Origin of the sequence: Halalkaliarchaeum desulfuricum, assembly GCF_002952775.1 — an archaeon.
GTDB classification, from domain to species: Archaea; Halobacteriota; Halobacteria; order Halobacteriales; family Haloferacaceae; genus Halalkaliarchaeum; species Halalkaliarchaeum desulfuricum.
Genome location: NZ_CP025066.1, coordinates 1,616,597 through 1,632,327, shown reverse-complemented (window position 1 = coordinate 1,632,327; position 15,731 = coordinate 1,616,597). Strand labels below are relative to the sequence as shown.

At 64.0% G+C, this 15,731-nt stretch carries 18 protein-coding genes; 8 read left to right on the top strand and 10 right to left on the bottom strand.

Going from position 1 to position 15,731, the window contains the following annotated elements:
• Window positions 1-127: 127 nt before the first annotated feature.
• The gene (locus AArcSl_RS08015) at window positions 128-802 is read left to right on the top strand and encodes an AAA family ATPase (RefSeq protein WP_119817448.1); all 675 of its coding nucleotides are present in this window, start codon (window positions 128-130) and stop codon (window positions 800-802) included.
• Window positions 803-847: 45 nt separating this feature from the next.
• Window positions 848-2,686, top strand: a complete 1,839-nt coding sequence (locus tag AArcSl_RS08010; protein ID WP_119817445.1) for a helicase C-terminal domain-containing protein — start codon at window positions 848-850, stop codon at window positions 2,684-2,686.
• 19 nt (window positions 2,687-2,705) lie between these two features.
• Here the strand turns inward: AArcSl_RS08010 and AArcSl_RS17760 are convergent, their stop codons facing one another.
• The 3 genes from AArcSl_RS17760 to mgtE (AArcSl_RS07995) all read right to left on the bottom strand — a co-directional run bounded on the left by AArcSl_RS17760 (window position 2,706) and on the right by mgtE (AArcSl_RS07995) (window position 5,230).
• A complete protein-coding gene (locus tag AArcSl_RS17760) occupies window positions 2,706-2,789 on the bottom strand; it encodes a surface glycoprotein (protein ID WP_119817442.1) in 84 nt (27 codons plus the stop codon).
• Window positions 2,790-2,869: 80 nt separating this feature from the next.
• Window positions 2,870-3,991, bottom strand: a complete 1,122-nt coding sequence (locus AArcSl_RS08000) for a 60S ribosomal export protein NMD3 (protein ID WP_119817439.1) — start codon at window positions 3,989-3,991, stop codon at window positions 2,870-2,872.
• A 159-nt stretch (window positions 3,992-4,150) separates the two neighbouring features.
• Window positions 4,151-5,230: a magnesium transporter gene (mgtE, locus tag AArcSl_RS07995; RefSeq protein WP_217563513.1), complete on the bottom strand. Its 1,080-nt coding sequence runs from the start codon at window positions 5,228-5,230 to the stop codon at window positions 4,151-4,153.
• Window positions 5,231-5,491: 261 nt separating this feature from the next.
• On the opposite strand from mgtE (AArcSl_RS07995), the gene mgtE (AArcSl_RS07990) reads away from it, so the two are divergent.
• Window positions 5,492-6,517: a magnesium transporter gene (gene mgtE, locus AArcSl_RS07990; protein ID WP_119817436.1), complete on the top strand. Its 1,026-nt coding sequence runs from the start codon at window positions 5,492-5,494 to the stop codon at window positions 6,515-6,517.
• Window positions 6,518-6,694: 177 nt separating this feature from the next.
• Complete coding sequence (locus tag AArcSl_RS07985) at window positions 6,695-7,084, top strand: hypothetical protein (RefSeq protein WP_119817433.1); 390 nt, start codon at window positions 6,695-6,697, stop codon at window positions 7,082-7,084.
• A gap of 152 nt (window positions 7,085-7,236) precedes the next feature.
• Here the strand turns inward: AArcSl_RS07985 and AArcSl_RS07980 are convergent, their stop codons facing one another.
• On the bottom strand, window positions 7,237-7,659 hold the full coding sequence (locus tag AArcSl_RS07980; RefSeq protein WP_119817430.1) for a twin-arginine translocation signal domain-containing protein: 423 nt from the start codon (window positions 7,657-7,659) through the stop codon (window positions 7,237-7,239).
• 148 nt (window positions 7,660-7,807) lie between these two features.
• On the opposite strand from AArcSl_RS07980, the gene htpX reads away from it, so the two are divergent.
• Both htpX and pspAB read left to right on the top strand, forming a co-directional pair.
• Window positions 7,808-8,683 (top strand): zinc metalloprotease HtpX, encoded by an 876-nt coding sequence (gene htpX / locus AArcSl_RS07975; RefSeq protein ID WP_119817427.1) that lies wholly within the window; start codon window positions 7,808-7,810, stop codon window positions 8,681-8,683.
• 21 nt (window positions 8,684-8,704) lie between these two features.
• Window positions 8,705-9,310 carry a PspA-associated protein PspAB gene (gene pspAB, locus AArcSl_RS07970; protein WP_119817424.1) on the top strand — a complete coding sequence of 202 codons (606 nt, stop codon included), beginning with the start codon at window positions 8,705-8,707 and terminating at the stop codon, window positions 9,308-9,310.
• Here the strand turns inward: pspAB and AArcSl_RS07965 are convergent, their stop codons facing one another.
• The gene (locus AArcSl_RS07965; protein WP_119817421.1) at window positions 9,311-10,195 is read right to left on the bottom strand and encodes a TIGR01548 family HAD-type hydrolase; all 885 of its coding nucleotides are present in this window, start codon (window positions 10,193-10,195) and stop codon (window positions 9,311-9,313) included. It abuts the gene before it with no gap.
• Window positions 10,196-10,239: 44 nt separating this feature from the next.
• A complete protein-coding gene (locus AArcSl_RS07960; RefSeq protein ID WP_119817418.1) occupies window positions 10,240-10,662 on the bottom strand; it encodes a UPF0146 family protein in 423 nt (140 codons plus the stop codon).
• A gap of 39 nt (window positions 10,663-10,701) precedes the next feature.
• On the opposite strand from AArcSl_RS07960, the gene AArcSl_RS07955 reads away from it, so the two are divergent.
• Window positions 10,702-11,223, top strand: a complete 522-nt coding sequence (locus tag AArcSl_RS07955; RefSeq protein ID WP_119817415.1) for an archaemetzincin family Zn-dependent metalloprotease — start codon at window positions 10,702-10,704, stop codon at window positions 11,221-11,223.
• A gap of 47 nt (window positions 11,224-11,270) precedes the next feature.
• Here the strand turns inward: AArcSl_RS07955 and hemL are convergent, their stop codons facing one another.
• Window positions 11,271-12,608, bottom strand: coding sequence for a glutamate-1-semialdehyde 2,1-aminomutase (hemL, locus tag AArcSl_RS07950; RefSeq protein ID WP_119817412.1), 1,338 nt, complete (start codon window positions 12,606-12,608; stop codon window positions 11,271-11,273).
• A 66-nt stretch (window positions 12,609-12,674) separates the two neighbouring features.
• Complete coding sequence (gene radA, locus AArcSl_RS07945; protein ID WP_119817409.1) at window positions 12,675-13,706, bottom strand: DNA repair and recombination protein RadA; 1,032 nt, start codon at window positions 13,704-13,706, stop codon at window positions 12,675-12,677.
• A gap of 148 nt (window positions 13,707-13,854) precedes the next feature.
• On the opposite strand from radA, the gene AArcSl_RS07940 reads away from it, so the two are divergent.
• Entirely contained in the window at window positions 13,855-14,307 is a 453-nt protein-coding gene (locus tag AArcSl_RS07940) for a DUF5804 family protein (protein WP_119817406.1), read from the top strand.
• A 23-nt stretch (window positions 14,308-14,330) separates the two neighbouring features.
• On the opposite strand, the gene AArcSl_RS07935 is transcribed toward AArcSl_RS07940, so the two are convergent.
• Together AArcSl_RS07935 and AArcSl_RS07930 are read right to left on the bottom strand one after the other, a co-directional pair.
• Entirely contained in the window at window positions 14,331-15,233 is a 903-nt protein-coding gene (locus AArcSl_RS07935; protein WP_119817404.1) for a PLP-dependent cysteine synthase family protein, read from the bottom strand.
• A 53-nt stretch (window positions 15,234-15,286) separates the two neighbouring features.
• Complete coding sequence (locus tag AArcSl_RS07930) at window positions 15,287-15,571, bottom strand: translation initiation factor eIF-1A (RefSeq protein ID WP_119817401.1); 285 nt, start codon at window positions 15,569-15,571, stop codon at window positions 15,287-15,289.
• Window positions 15,572-15,731 lie beyond the last annotated feature (160 nt).

Genomic DNA, 15,731 nt, shown 5'->3' with positions numbered 1-15,731 from the left:
TACTTAAATTTATAGACGGTGGAGCGAATTGTGTGTCGGCACCACGGCAAACGGCTGTGGCATCGCGGGAAATACTTTCACTCCGGTCTAGGTAGATTGATTAATCAGGCCGACAGTCACCAGACTGATGGGGGATCCGCACGGGCCGGGCGCACGGGTCGAGTCGTCACAGAACGGATCGGCGCAAAACGGAACCGCTGAAAACGGAACGGCCCAAAACGACCCTCCGGCCGGCGGGCGGATCATCGCGATCTGTGGGGTTCCCGGAGTCGGAAAGACGACCACGGCCGAGTGGATCACCGACCACCTCGATGGACAACTCATCCGGACCGACGTGATCCGGAAGGAACTGTTCCCCGACCCCTCGTACACGGCCGAGGAGCGCAGACGGACGTACGCCGAACTGTTCGACAGGGCGTTCGAGGTCGTGTCGGCGGGCGAGGTGGCGGTGCTCGACGCGACGTTCGCCCGTCGGCGCTTCCGCGATAGGCTCCGCGATCGCGCCGGCGACACCGACACCGACGTCGAGTTCGTCGAGGTCGACTGCGCCGAACCGATCGTCCGGGACCGCATCGCCGCCCGCGAGGGAGCAAGCGACGCGGATTTCGAGGTGTACCTCTACTACCGGTACCGCTTCGACCCTGTTCGCGGCGAGCACCTCACCGTCGACAACTCGAACGGGATCGCGGAGACGTACGCCCAGCTCGAGCAGTACTTTTCGGGCGTCGGGACGGCTCGCGCCGGTCGGTCGGCGGAACCCGAACGGACCCCCGAAATCGAGCAGCCGAGCGAGGCGGAGTGATCCGCGAAGGAATCCCTTTTGCCCTTCGCTTCCGGAGGGGGTGACGTGCAACCGTCCCGGCTGTTCGAAGAGTTCCCGGCGCCCTCCTACCGCGGCAACCAGGAGTCGGCGCTGTCGGCCATCGAGGACGCCTTCGAGGCCGGAAACGAGGTCGTCCTGGTGCGTGCGCCCACCGGCAGCGGCAAGTCGCTGCTCGCGCGGGCCATCATGGGGTGTGCACGCCGGGCCGAGGACGCCGACCCACATCAGGCGACCGGGGCGTACTACACCACCCCGCAGGTCTCCCAGCTCGAGGACGTCGCCGAGGACGAACTGCTTTCGGATCTGAACGTCATCCGCGGTAAATCCAACTACACCTGCATCCTCCAGGGGGAGAACGACACCCCCGTCGACCGTGCCCCCTGTGCCCGTCGGCAGGGGTTCGACTGCAGCGTCAAACACCGATGTCCCTACTACGGTGACCGGGCGATCGCCTCCGCGCGCCGGCACGCGGCGACGACGCTCGCGTACTTCATGCAGACCGCCGGCTCGGAGGTGTTCCGCACGCGGGACGTCGTCGTCATCGACGAGGCGCACGGGCTCGCCGAGTGGGCGGAGATGTACGCGACCATCGAGCTGTCGCCCGACCGGGTTCCGGTGTGGGACGGCGTCGGCGTCCCGGACGTCCACACCGACACCCGCAAGGAGGAAGACGCGCTCGATCGGACCGCCCGGTTCGCCGAGACGCTCGTGGGGGTCTGTGAACGCGCGAAGAACGACCTGCTTTCGAAACCGGAACTTACCCCCGGAGAGGCCGCCCGGCGGGATCGGCTCCAGGAACTCATCTCGGAACTGGGCTGGTTCCTCGAGGCGTACCGCGACCCCGAAAGCACCACCACGTGGGTCGTCGATCAGCCCGACGGCGAGGGGTCGGCCATCACGATCAAGCCGCTGGATCCGGCACGATATCTCAGACACACCGTCTGGGACCGCGGGAACCGGTTCGCGCTGCTTTCGGCGACGATCCTCTCGAAGGACGCGTTCTGTCGGAGCGTCGGCCTCGACCCCTCGACGGTCGCGCTCGTCGACGTCGAGCACACGTTCCCGCTGGAGAACCGGCCGCTGCTGGACGTCACGCAGGGGAAGATGACGTTCGAGCACCGCGAGGAGACGCTCCCGAAGATCGCCCGGCTGCTGGTTCGACTCATGGCAGAACACCCCGACGAGAAGGGGATCGTCCACGCCCACTCGTATGCGATCGCGGGCAGCCTGTCCGATCGACTCGCCGAGATGGGTGTCTCCGCCCGGGTTCGAACCCACGACCGGCACGACCGCGATCGGGCGCTCGAGGCGTGGAAGGCGACCGACGACCCGGACGTCTTCATCTCCGTCAAGATGGAGGAGGCGCTGGATCTCGGGGACAAACTCGCCCGGTGGCAGGTGATCTGCAAGGCGCCGTATCTCAACACCGGCGACTCCCGGGTCGAGCGACGGCTGGAGGAGGGTCAGTGGGCGTGGTACCACCGGGTGGCGCTGCGGACCGTGATCCAGGCGTGTGGCCGGGTCGTCCGGGCGCCCGACGACTACGGGGCGACGTACCTCGCCGACTCGTCGCTTCTGGACCTGTTCGACCGCGCGGCGGCCGACGTCCCCCCGTGGTTCGCCGACGCGATCGACGAGATGGAACGACCGGATCTCCCCGAGTTCGACCCGGCGGCTGCGCTATCCGGGATCGGCGCGGCGCCCGGAGGATCGGGTGGTCGCCGGAGTCGCGGGTCGAACCGCTCCGCTCCGGGAGGAGGGAGGCGTCACGAAACCGCCGGGACGAGTGGGAACACGTCGACTGACAGCGACGGGGCGACGTCCCGAAAAGACCACCCACTCTCGGACGTCTGGGGCGAGTGACGTCGAGGCGGCGGTGCGCCTACAGGAGGGTGACGCCCCACGCGACCATGGAGGTCACCATGAGGACGGCGAAAAACAGCGCGAACCATTTTTGACGATCCATATACGTCGGTACGATACTTTCTCAATAAAGTCTTTCGAGGGATGACGGCTGCTCTTCCCGGTATCGCTGGCGGACGGTCTCTATCTGTCGAGATCGGACTCGTCGTCCGGAAGCACGTGCAGGCCGGCCCGGCTTTTCAGTACCTCGACGGTTTCGGCGTCGTCGGGAACGTAGTCGGGCCTGGCGATCGTCTTCGCCTCGTACGTCTCGGGGTCGAGCACCTGGACGGCACGTTCGTCTTCGATGGCGACCACCGTCGTCTCCTGGCCGTCCTCGTGGTCGCCCAGCTTTCGTGCGTCGGGCGCGATTCCCTCTTCGTAGTCCGCCTCGTAACGCTCGCCGGTGGTGAGCCGGACGCCTTTGAGGTTCCCGCGGACGCTTCGCACGAGCACCGGTCCCTCGTCGTCGACGTCGATCACGTCCCCCGGTCGGTACCGCGGGAGCCGGACGGCGAAGGTGACCCGGTACACCTCGTTGCCGTCGCTGTCCTCGGTGACCAGCGTGGCGTGGTCCTCGACGGTCCCGCCGAGCTCCTCGCTGATCCTGGCGGAGACGCCCCGGCCGAGCTGGTTGCTCGACAGCTTGATGTCGACGCCGTCGTCCGCCTCCGTCACCTCCGTGATGAACGCGTCCCGGCTGCCGGTCTCCTCCCTGGCGGCGACGTACGTCTCGGCGATTTCGACGGCGCGGGCAGTCTCTTCGGCTGTCGGGATCCGGTCGTCGGCCCGGACCTGGATGACGCTCGCGTAATACCCGCCCGCGATACGCCCACACCGCGTGCAGGTACCGGAACCGATCTTCACGGGGACGGTCACCGACTCCTGCCGGAGCGTCCCGCGAACGACCCCGGAGAACTCACAGTGCATCCGGATCGTGGTGGCGTCGACCTGTTCGGGCTCGACGCCCCACTGGACGTCCCGGGCGTTCACGTGGACGCCCAACTCCTCGGTGACGGCGTCGACCGCGACGTCGGTGTAGTCGCGGGCGCCGACGTCGACCCACTGGTTGCCCCTGTGGACCGCGCCACAGCCCGAACAGACCTGGATCTCGATCCGGTCGGGGGCGTCGACCAGGTCGAAGTCCTCGAAGTAACAGTCGTCACACAGCTTTTCGTCCCGGTCGCGCGGCTGGCCGGGCAGTGGCTCCTCGCGCGCGTCGACCGCGCTGCCACACCGCGGACAGAACTCCCGGGACTCGCTCATGCGAAACGGTAGCCGACTGACGGATAAAAGGGAACCGGCTCGGCGTTCCGCGCGGATGGCAAATCCCCGGCCACGTGGATTTCAGATAATTCGATTTCGTCGTGATCGAGCCCGAGTGCAAAGAACTGATGAATTCTCGAGAATGACTACCGAGAGTGACTACACGCCGAGTTCGATCACCAGCAGCGTCGCCAACCCGAAGTAGATCAACAGGCCGCTCACGTCCTTGATCGTGGTGACGATCGGGTTCGACGCCGCCGCCGGGTCCTGGCCGATCAGGTAGACGAGCCACGGGATGAGGAAGCCGACCAGGGCCGCAACGACGGACGTGCCGAGCATCGAGCCGAAGACAACGTACGCAATGTCGGCTCGGCCGATCCACAGGAAGGCGACGAGGGCGGCGACAGCACCGACCATGACTCCGATGACTGCACCAACGATGGTTTCTTTCGTGATCCGGCGAACCACGTTACTCTTGTCGATATGGCCGAGCACAACGCCACGGATGAAAATCGTCGACGACTGGGTGCCGACGTTCCCACCCATGTCCATTACCACGGGAATGAAAAAGGCGAGAATGACGACCGCCTCTAGGGTGTCCTCGTAAACGCCGATGACACCACCGGCCATAAACCCACCAACGAGAGCGACGAGGAGCCAGGGGACCCGGATACGGAGAATGTCGGAGAGGGACGCATCGAGCATGAGCCGACTCCGCTGTTCTTCCACGTCGGTGAGGTCGCTCGCTTTCAGTTCCGGGAGACTCATCCCTTGCATCCGGAGCATGTCCTCACTGCTTTCGGCTTCCATCACGTCAACGAGAGTGTCCGACCGGACGATGCCGACCAGTCGTCCCTCGTTGTCGACGATCGGAACCGCCGGGTAGTGCAGGTCTGCGACGTCCATCGCGGCCTGTTCGGCGTCAGCTGACTCGTGAAACGAGACCACCTCTTCGGTCATGATCGTGGAGATCGGATCCTCATCGGGTGCCGACAACATCTCTCGAAGTGACGCAACACCGAGTAGACGATCGTCGTCGTCGACGACGTACGTGTAATAAATCGTGGTCTCTGTCGGATCCGCGGGTGCAAACTTCCGGAACTGATCCGTTGCCTCTTCGATGGACATATCGGCCGGAACAGCGACGTAACCGTCTGTCATTACGTCGCCAACGGAAAGTTCGTACTCTTCCGCCTCTTCCGGCGGTTCGTCCATCACCTCCTCGGGTGTTTGTGACATTCTATCACATTTTATCTGCCCTTGTCATATAAGTCTACATCAGACGGAAGTATCATTGTCATTTGATGGCAAAGAGAAGATAGTTCGACAGTATTTATTTGCGATTTTTCATAGCAACTCGCGTATGCTGGATACGAATCACAGCTGGCGTTCCAACCGTATAACCGGACAACCAGCGAGGCGATCAGGGGACACCAACAGCGGAGTCACGGAGAGTCGAGACGAGTGTCTCTACACTGGAGAGCCAGTCGGAGGACCGCCATGACAGCAGAACTCGACCAGAAGCACCACGACATCGTCGCAGACGTAGCGGATGACGACTACGTCGCGGTCGAAGAGGATACCTTCGTCGGGATGGCGATCAGCCAGTTTCGTGAGTTCGCTCCCACCGACGAGGAGGAGGCGACGATTTACTACATCTACGTCACCGATGAGGGTGGAAAACTCCGGGGCGTGCTCTCCTTTCGCGAACTCCTGAACGCGCCCGAGGATCAGGAAGTCGGGGAGATCATGGAAACAGACGTGATTTCATTGAACGCGGAGGCTGACGTGGAACTTGCGGCACGCCAGATGCAGGAGTTGGAGTATCCCGCGCTGCCGATCGTCGACGAGAATAACAATCTCGTCGGTATCGCCCGGGCGGACGACATGGTCGCGGTAATCGAGGAGGAGGCGACCGAGGACATGCTGAAGATGACCGGTCTCGACTTCTCCGATCTCGAGGTGTCGCGGTCGTCGGCGATTCTCGAATCTGGGGTGTTCAGGATTCTGCGGATCCGTCTTCCGTGGTTGATCGTGGCACTCGCCGGTGGGTTGATGGCAGGCGGTGTGATCGGGCAGTACGAAGCCCAACTGGAGGCAGTTGTGGCGCTGGCGTTTTTCATCCCTGTGATCATGGACATGGGCGGGAACGTCGGCACCCAGTCGTCGACGATTTTCGTCCGTGGGGTCGCCCTCGGTCACATCGAAGAGCAAAACGTCTGGGCTCACGTCCTCAAGGAGGGAACCGTCGGCGCCATCATTGGCGTCATCGTCGGTGGAATCGCCGCGCTTGCGGCGTTTCTGTGGCTCGGTAACGCCGACATCGCGCTGGTGGTGTTCATCTCGATGGTCGCCACCTGCATCATTGCATCCGAGGTCGGCTATCTCATCCCGTGGGTCGCACACAGGATCGGCTGGGACCCGGCAGCGGCCTCCGATCCCGTCATCACGACGATCAAAGACATTTCCGCACTGATTATCTACTTCAGTCTCGCTGCGCTGCTACTCGCTGAACTACAGGTGTAGCACAGCAGAGACTGTCATCTCCGCCGTATGATGGGTGAATATTCACCGGACTGAACCGCTTGGATGCTGCAATCCCCCGCTGAATTTTGCAGATAATCAGCCACGAGGTCCCACGCACCATAGGTGTTTCCCGATAATACACAAGAGCCTATTGTGATTCACCTGAAGACAACAGGCATGGCCACCGGCTTCAGCATCGTCGATCCCGAGGAGATACCGAAAGAGCAGTTCGACACCTGTGAGACGATGGTGCGCAAGCTCACCGAACCGCTCGGGGCGATCGAACTCAGGGTGAATCAGGTGCTCGTCGATCCAGGTGAGGTGACCACGCCACACACCCACGAGGGACAGGAGGAGGTGTTCGTTGCGATGACCGACGGGCAGATCTCGATCGACGGGGAGGTTCACGACGTTCCCGAAGGGGGCGTCGTCCGGGTGCATCCGGATACAGTGCGGAATCTCTGCAACCACACTGGGGACACACACGTCTGGTTTGCGTTCGGCGCACCGCCGGTCGGCAGCGTTGACGACTTCGGCGCCTACGTCCTCTCCGACGAGGAGGCGTAACCGACGTCAGCAACGCTCTTGCCCGACAATCCCCTGCATTTGGCGTCCTTATCATAAGGATCAGCAGACTAGTTCATAGTTTCTCTCGTCGTGCGGTTTTCCAGTTAGTCGATTTCCTCATGAGAACCTCGGAATATCCACGCTGATCCCTATCAGTCGAACAGCTCGTCCAGGCGGAACACCCGTTCGAACGGTTCCACCGAAAACTCGATGTCGGCCTCCTGGATCGTGACGGTGAGACTTCCGGTTTTCTCGTGAATATCCCACTCGTAGCCACGCCGCCAATCGTCTGTACTCACCTCGACGAAATACGTCACGTCGGTGTCTACGAGCACCCGTTCGCTCGTCTCCGAACCCTCGGTGTCGCGTGGTGAGACTGTATACGCCTCCGAAAAGAAGGCAGCACCCACTTCGTTCGTGATCTGGATGTCCACAGTCCGGGCGGTCTCGGTCCGGTTGCGTAGCTGGAGGGTTCCCTCCTGGGGCAGCGCGGGCCGGATCCGCGTGTCCAGACAACCCGCGAGCAGAACCGCGCTTCCGGCGGCCCCTGACGCGAGAAATCGACGGCGATTCATTGCGTAAAAAGATACACGTCGAACAAGTATAGCGGTTGGGCGGTTTCCCCCGCCTGACGCACACCGCATGTGATCGAATATCGGGCCACGACCGAGTCCCCGACCGAAACGGAGATATTTAACCGCGTTCGAACCGTTATCAGCACGTATGAACTGGAGTACTGACTGGGGGCTGAAGGGCCGGATGTTCTTCACAATGGCCCTGCTCGCAGTCCTGTATGTCGTCTTCATCGGCGCGCTCTCGGTCGTCTTCGAGGGGCGGATACTTCCGATAATCCTCGCGTTCGGGCTGTTCTCGTTCGCGCAGTACTTCTACAGCGACAAGCTCGCCTTATATAGCATGGGCGCCCGGACGGTCGAACCCGACGAGGCGCCCGAGCTCCACCGGATGGTCGAACGCCTCTCCCAGCAGGCTGACCTCCCCAAGCCGCAGGTCGCCGTGTCCGACTCGAAGGTGCCCAACGCCTTCGCAACCGGCCGGAACCAGCGCAACGCCACGGTCTGTGTCACCCAGGGGCTAATGGGGACGCTCGATCAGGAGGAGCTCGAGGGGGTCATCGCTCACGAGCTCGCCCACATCAAAAACCGCGACGTGATGGTGATGACGATCGCGTCGTTCCTCTCGACGATCGCGTTCATCATCGTCCGGTGGGGGTGGCTGCTCGGCGGCAACAACCGGCAAGGTGGGGCGCCCGTCCTCGTCGCGATCGCGGTGTCGCTTCTGGTGTGGATTATTTCGTTTTTCCTCATCAGGGCGCTTTCGCGGTACCGCGAGTACGTCGCCGACCGCGGCGCGGCGGCGATCACCGGGAACCCGGGCGCGCTCGCCTCGGCGCTTTTGAGCATCAACGGCCGGATGGACCGGGTGCCAAAGGAGGACCTCCGCGATCAGGCGGAGATGAACGCCTTCTTCATCATCCCGATCCGGTCGGGCTTCATCGGCAAGATCGCGTCGACGCACCCGCCGACCGACGAGCGGGTCGAACGGCTCCGGCAGCTGGAACGCGAGATGGAGACCGCCTGATCGGCGAAGAGGGACACGAACATGGGATTTTTCGACACGATCCGGGCGGTACTGGGAACCAGCGCCGAGACCGACGCCTCCCGCGATGCCGACCCGGAGGATCTGTTCGGCATGTCGACCGCCTACCTCACGATGGAGGCGGACCTGGGCTACGACAACGCCGGCGAGGCGGCACTCTGCTTTTCGGGCGTCGATTCCACCGCCTTCGACGACGCGGTCGGGGAAGTCGAGGCGATCCTGGAGGCCGGCGAGATCGAGACCGGCACCGGCTTCCACAGATACACCGACGACCACGGCTACGAGTGGTTCGTCCTCGAGGACGACGATCCGGAGGACTTGATCACGAGCATCCACTTCGCGGCCGACGAGTTCATCGAACAGGGGTTCGGTTCGCGGCTGCTGGCGGCGGTGTTCGGCTTCGAAAAGAGTGACACGCGGGCGTACTGGATCTACTCGTTCCGCCGGGGCGCCTACTACCCCTTCGTTCCCGACGGCGGTCACGAACGCGACCAGCGGACGGAGTTCAAGCTCCAGTCGGTGCTCGACGGCGAACTCGCGGTCGAATCAGACGAGTCGTACTGGTATCCGCTGTGGCCCGACGCTCCCGGGAAACACCCCTGGGAGTGATCACGCCGACGAATCGGACGGGACATCGAGCAGCGACGGCAGTTGGTTGACCGAGTCGACGACGGCGTCCGCGCCGGCGTCAGCGAACTTCCCGCGGCCCGCATCGCCGGAGAGGCCGCCGGTGAGCACGCCGATCCCGTAGTACACCCGGTCGGGATCGGTCGCGTCGGCGTTCCGGGCTGTTTTCACGTCGTCGAGGGTGTCGCCGACGAACGCGATCCGTTTGGCGTCGAACCGTTCGGCGAGGGTCACGAGCGCCTTCGGATGGGGCTTTCCCTCCTCCCAGTCGTCCATCGTGAAGACGTGTTCCGCCGGGAGATCCAGCCCAGCGCGGTCGAGGGCGATCTCGGCTTCCGCGGCCGGTCGCCCGGTCACTACCCCGACGTCGAACTTACCGGTCAGCCATTCGAGGGTGTCCGACTCGACCACGACCGGTTCGTCGTGGATGTAGCCGGGCGCGTCGAACGCTGGCTCCCCACCTTCGAGTTCGCGATACAGATCCGCACCCAGATACAGCGTCTGGAAGACCTCCCTGAGCCGGTCGCGGTCCCACTTGTCCCGGACCCGTGCCTGCGGGACGTTCGGCATCTCGGCGACGATTTCCTGTGCCGCCTCGAGGCCGCCTCCCCGCTCGTTGATCTCGTCTGTGAACCGCTCGACGTCCCAGCGGAGCCCCTCGCGGAACGCCAGCACGTACAGCGCGAGAGCGTCAGTGAGTTCCCAGTCGTTGTTGAACCCGCCGGCGTCCTTGAACGACTGGACGGTCTCCCGGGGGATCGTCTTCCCGTGGACCCGGTCGACGGTCTCGACGATGGCCCGCCTGTAGGAGTCGGCGACGTCGACGAGCACCCCGTCGACGTCGAGCACGACCGCGTCGACCTGCATACCTCCGTGGGGGTCACCCGGGAAAAAAAGCGTATCGGAGCCGGTTACTGTCGGACGACGTACAACACGCCCCCGTCGAGGTGATCGCGCTCGACCGGGATCACCGGCGCTTCGAACCCGAGCGTCGTAAACAACAGGTCGGCGCCGACTCGTCGAGCCAACTCCAAGCTCGGGCGCTGGAGTTCGGCGGGCAGGTTGCGCGCGTAAACGGCGTCGACATCGTATTCGGAGGGGAACTGCTTTCGATCGGCGAGAGAGACGACGTCGGCCTGGATCACCGTCACGCCCGCCGGGGTTTCGGCTCGAGCGACGGCCACGATATCCGGATCGACGTCGATCGCGACGACCCGGCAACCTGCGTCTGCGAGGGCGGCGGCCACGCCCGGACGACGGCCGACGCCGACCTCGAGCAGGCTGTCGTAGCCGGCGAGCCGGTCGGCGAGTTCGCCGTCGGGCGCGACTGTCATGGCGCAACACTTACGAACGGCGCAGCCAAAGCGCTTTCCATGCGTTTCGACATCGTGCCCATCGGGGAACTCCCCGCCCAGGTGAAACGCGAGGCCTCCACCGCGTTGCGGTCGGTGTACGACTGCGAGGTGACGGTACACGACGAGCAGTCGATCCCCGAGGGCGCGTTCGACCAGTCCCGGAGCCAGTACCGGGCCGAGGAGTTCATCGAACTCGTCGGCCGGGTCGGATCCGGCGAGAAGAACATCGGAATCACCGCCCGGGACCTCTACTACCGCCGCCGGAACTACGTGTTCGGGCTGGCGTATCTCAACGGCAACGGCTCCGTGATCTCCACGTATCGGCTGCAGACCTCCTCGGACGGCGGTATCTCCTCGAAACCGCACTCCGAGGTGTTCGCCGACCGCGTCCGCAAGGAGGTCGTCCACGAGATCGGCCACACGCTCGGGCTGGAACACTGCGACAACAACAAGTGCGTGATGTCGTTTTCGCCGACGGTCCGGGAGGTCGATGTGAAAGAGGAGAACCTCTGTGGGAGCTGTTCGCGGTCGATTCGGTAGGTCAGTTCGGAAGGTCAGTCCGGTAGGTCAGCTCGGTCTGGCGACGCCTAGAGCGCTTCCTTGTACGCTTCCAGCGTTTTCTCGACGTCCTCGTCGGTGTGCGCGTAGCTTGTGAACTGACACTCGAACTGGTTTGCGGTGAGGAACACGCCCTGCTCGCGCATCTCCTGCCAGAAGACGCGCTCCCAGCGGTCGGTCTGGGCGCTCGCGACGTCGCCGCCGTTCTTCGGGCACGTCTCGTACCGGGGACAGGTCGGGCGCTGCCGGCAGCCCCCAGAACAGCTGTTCTCGAAGGACTCCGGCGCCTCGCGGGTGAAGACCGTCTTGAACATCGAGTCGGTCCCGACGACGGTGTATTCGGGCGCCTGGTCCTCGCAGATCTCGGTGATTCCCTCCCGTAGTTTCTCGCCCAGCCGGTTTACGTGCTCGTAGACGTCGTTTTCGGCGGCGTACGTCAGCGATTCGTAGCCGGCGGCCATCGTCACCGGATGCCCCGAGAACGTCCCCGACTGGAACACCTCGCCTGCGGGGGTGAACGATTCGATGATCTCGGCGGTTCCACCGATGGCGCCGACGGGAAAGCCGCCGCCGACGATCTTCCCGAAGGTGGTGACATCGGGCGTGACGCCGAACTCGCCCTGGGCACACTGGAGGCCCCCGACACGGAACCCGGTGATCACCTCGTCGAAGATCAATAACGAGCCGTAGTCGTCACACAGGTCTCGCAGCGTCTCGTGGTAGCCGTCCTCGGGCATTACGATCCCGGTGTTGCCGAGGATCGGCTCGGTGAGCACCGCGGCGATGTCGTCGCCGTACTCCTCGAACACCTCCTGGGCCGCCTCTTCGTCGTTGAACGGGATCGGCAAGGTGTGGCGGGCGAACTCCTGGGGGACACCCGGCGTCGAGGGGTGTGCGTCCCCAGCCTCGCCGTCGACGAGCGTCGTCTCCTGGGCGCCGTGGTAGCCACCCTGCATGACCACGATCTTGTCGCGCCCCGTGTACCCCCGAGCCAGCCGGACCGCCGACACCGTCGCCTCGGTGCCGGAGTTGACGAAGCGGACAGACTCGACGCTGGGGACGTGGCGGGCGACGAACTCCGCGAGGTCGATCTCGACCTCCGTGGGGGCGCCGTACATCGGCCCCGCACTGGCATGTGACTGGATCGCCGACTGGACCGAATCCGGGAGGTCGTGGCCGTACAGGAGCGGGCCATAGCCCATCACGTAGTCGATCAGCCGGTTGCCGTCGGCGTCGATCACGTGGCCGCCGTCGCCCCGCTCGACGAACAGGGGATACGGCATCGTTGCGCGCACCGAGGAGTTGACGCCGCCGGGCATTACCGACAGCGCTCGATCGTACAGTTCGCGTGAGCGTTCGTCTCGCATACGGGGTCGTTCACTCTCGGTCCGAAAGAAGATACTGGATTCCGGCAGCCTACTCGGTTGCGTCCCTTATTCCGGTTTGAGCCCCTCGTTTTGGACCCGCATCACGGCCTCGCCGTCCGCCAGGTTCGGCGCGTCGACGAGCCGGACGATCCGCTTGTCTCCCTTCGACTTGCGGAGATAGATGCGGAACGTGGAGGTGTGACCGAGGATGTTGCCGCCGATCGGCTGCGTCGGGTCGCCGAAGTAGGAGTCGGGGTTGGAGGCGACCTGGTTGGTCACGAGGATCGCGGTGTTGTAGAGGTCGCCGATCCGCATCAGGTCGTGGAGGTGTTTGTTGAGCTTCTGCTGACGTTCGGCCAACTCCCCCCGACCGATGTACTCGGCGCGGAAGTGGGCCGTAAGCGAGTCGACGTTCACCAGTCGGATCGGCCAGTCGGACTCCTCGTGTTCTTGTGCGAGCTCTTTCGCCTTCTGGGAGAGCAGGATCTGGTGGTTGGAGTTGAACGCCTTCGCGACGTGGATCCGGTCGAGGAACGCCTCGGTGAGCTGTTCGAGCGCGTCGTCGTCGTCCGGCGTCCCGTCGATCTCGCGGCGCTCGAGTTCGGCCTCGAGGATCTCGTCGTCGAGCCCCCGAACCATGTCGTCGATCCGCTCGGGACGGAACGTGTCCTCCGAGTCGATGAAGATCGACGCCCCGTCGAGCCCGCCGTACTCCTTGGGGAGCTGGACGTTGACGGACATCTGGTGGGTGATCTGTGACTTGCCGGAGCCGAACTCGCCGTACACTTCCGTGATCGACTGCGTTTCCATTCCGCCGCCGAGCAGGTCGTCCACCTCCTCGATCTGCCAGGAGAGTTTACCGATCTCTTCACGGCGCTCGAGCACGGCCGCGCCGGTCTCGAAGCCGCCGACGTCGGCGGCCTGCCGTGCGCCCTGAATGATGTCCGAAGCGGTCGAATCGCCGATGTCGGCAGTGTTTGACAGTTCGCCCGGACTGGCGACTGCAATGCTCTGGAAGCTGTCGAACCCCGCGTCGACGAGCTTGTCAGCGGTTGCCGGTCCCACGCCCGGAAGGCTCTCGAGATCGTCTTCTGGCATCGTACCCTGGGGTTGTTCGCACTCCGGTATAAAAGCTCGTTAACAGCGTAGTGAAAGTGAAACGCAGGTTACCCGGCGCATATCGCCGATCGTCTCTCTCGCCGGACCACAACCGCTTTGCCGCGGGCGACTGACCACGAACGTGAGCATGGCCACCGTCTGTCTCGTCGGCGATCCGGACGTGAACCTGCAGTACGAACTGCTCTCCCGGGAGACGTCCCGCGAGGCGCTTGCGACCTACGACTTCGAGGAGCCGTTCGAGAACAGCCTCGCCGTCGAGACGGTGAGCCTGGGTGCCGCGGTCGCGCTCTGTAACGACCTGAACTGGTATCTCGTCCGGTTCGTCGAAGAAACGCTCGTCCGGGACGTCAGCATCAGCCGCGAGGAGTGGCTCTCCCGGGAACTCGCCGAGCAGGTGCGAAACGGGGAGCTCCCTCCCGAGGAGACCGACCGGCTGCTGAAGGTGTACGGCGTCGTCGACGGCGAACTCGTCGATCCGATGTATCTCACCCGCGTCGACGGCTCAGTCCCCGACTACGACCTGCGCGAGGTGGACGATACGGTCGTCGTGCGGGTCTCGGAACGGGAGTTCGCCGAGTGACAGGGGCTGTCTCGGGAGAATCGTCAATCGAACATTCCGGTCGACATGTACCGCTCCCCGGAGTCCCAGAACACAGTGACGACGAGGGGATCCTCGACGTTTGACTCCACGAGTTCGCCGGCGACCTCCCGCGCGATCAGGTTCGAGGCGCCGCTGGATTGCCCGACGAGAATCCCCTCCTCGCGGGCGAGCCGTCGGCACTCCGTTTCGGCCGCCTGGATCGACACCGTGCGCACCTCGTCCAGCAGGTCGACATCGAGATTCGGCGAGACGAAGCCGGCCCCCATCCCCTGGAACCCGCCGTCGCCCGGTTGTTCCCCCGACAACACTGCGTTCCCCTCCGGCTCGACGGCGACGACCTGCAGGTCGGGAAACGTCTCGCGGAGCCGCCGGCCGACGCCGGTGATCGTCCCGCCGGTGCCGACGCCGGCGACGAGCGCGTCGACGGTCCGGTCGCCCACCTGCTCGATGATCTCCGGACCGGTCGTCTCGTAATGTGAGCGGGGGTTGGCTTCGTTTTCGAACTGCCGGAGCTGCACCATCCCCTCGGCCTCCAGTTCGTCGGCGCGGTCCTTGGCGTCGGAGATATCGCCCTCGACGAGTTCGATGTCGGCACCGTAGGCGCGCATCAACTGCCGGCGCTCTTTCGACTGCGAGGCCGGCATCACGAGCGTCACGTCGTACCCCTTGGCGGCCCCGACCATCGCGAGTCCGATGCCGGTGTTGCCGGAGGTCGGTTCCACGAGGGCGTCCCCCGGCTCGATCTTCCCGGCTTCCTCGGCGGCCTCGATCATATACAGGGCGGGACGGTCCTTGGCGGATCCCGCCGGGTTCTTGGATTCGATCTTGGCCGCCACCGTCGCTCCGTCGGGTGAATCCACTCGGACGAGCGGCGAGCCGATCGTCTCCAGCACGTTCTCGTCCATGGGTGTGCTATCGAACGAAGACGTAAAAGTCCGCAGACAGCGGTAATCGTGTGTTATTCGATGTGGCCTTCGCGTCGGAGCTGGTCGGCGTCCTCGCCGGTGTAGCGCCATTCGATGTTGGCCTTCTCGTCTTGCCAGTCCCACGGTTCGGCGACGACGACGTCGTCCACTTCAATCCAGGTCCGGTACTTCATTCGGCCGGGGATGCGCCCGAGGCGCTCCTTTCCGTCCGCACAGCGCAGCCGCACGTGGTTGCCGCCGAGGTGATTGGTCACGACGGCGAAAACCTCATCCGAGTTGGGCATCCGGAGATTCCGGCGCCCGCTTTCTTGAGTCACACCAGTGGTAGGCCGGCTACACGGTTAAGTGGTCCGACTAATTTGACACGGTTGTTCATACCCTCGACCCGGTCGCGAGCTACACCCCTTAAAAGGACAGGGACGTCAGCCGAACTGGATCTGTCAAATCGAGGGTGAAGTAGATGGGAGTTCTTCATTC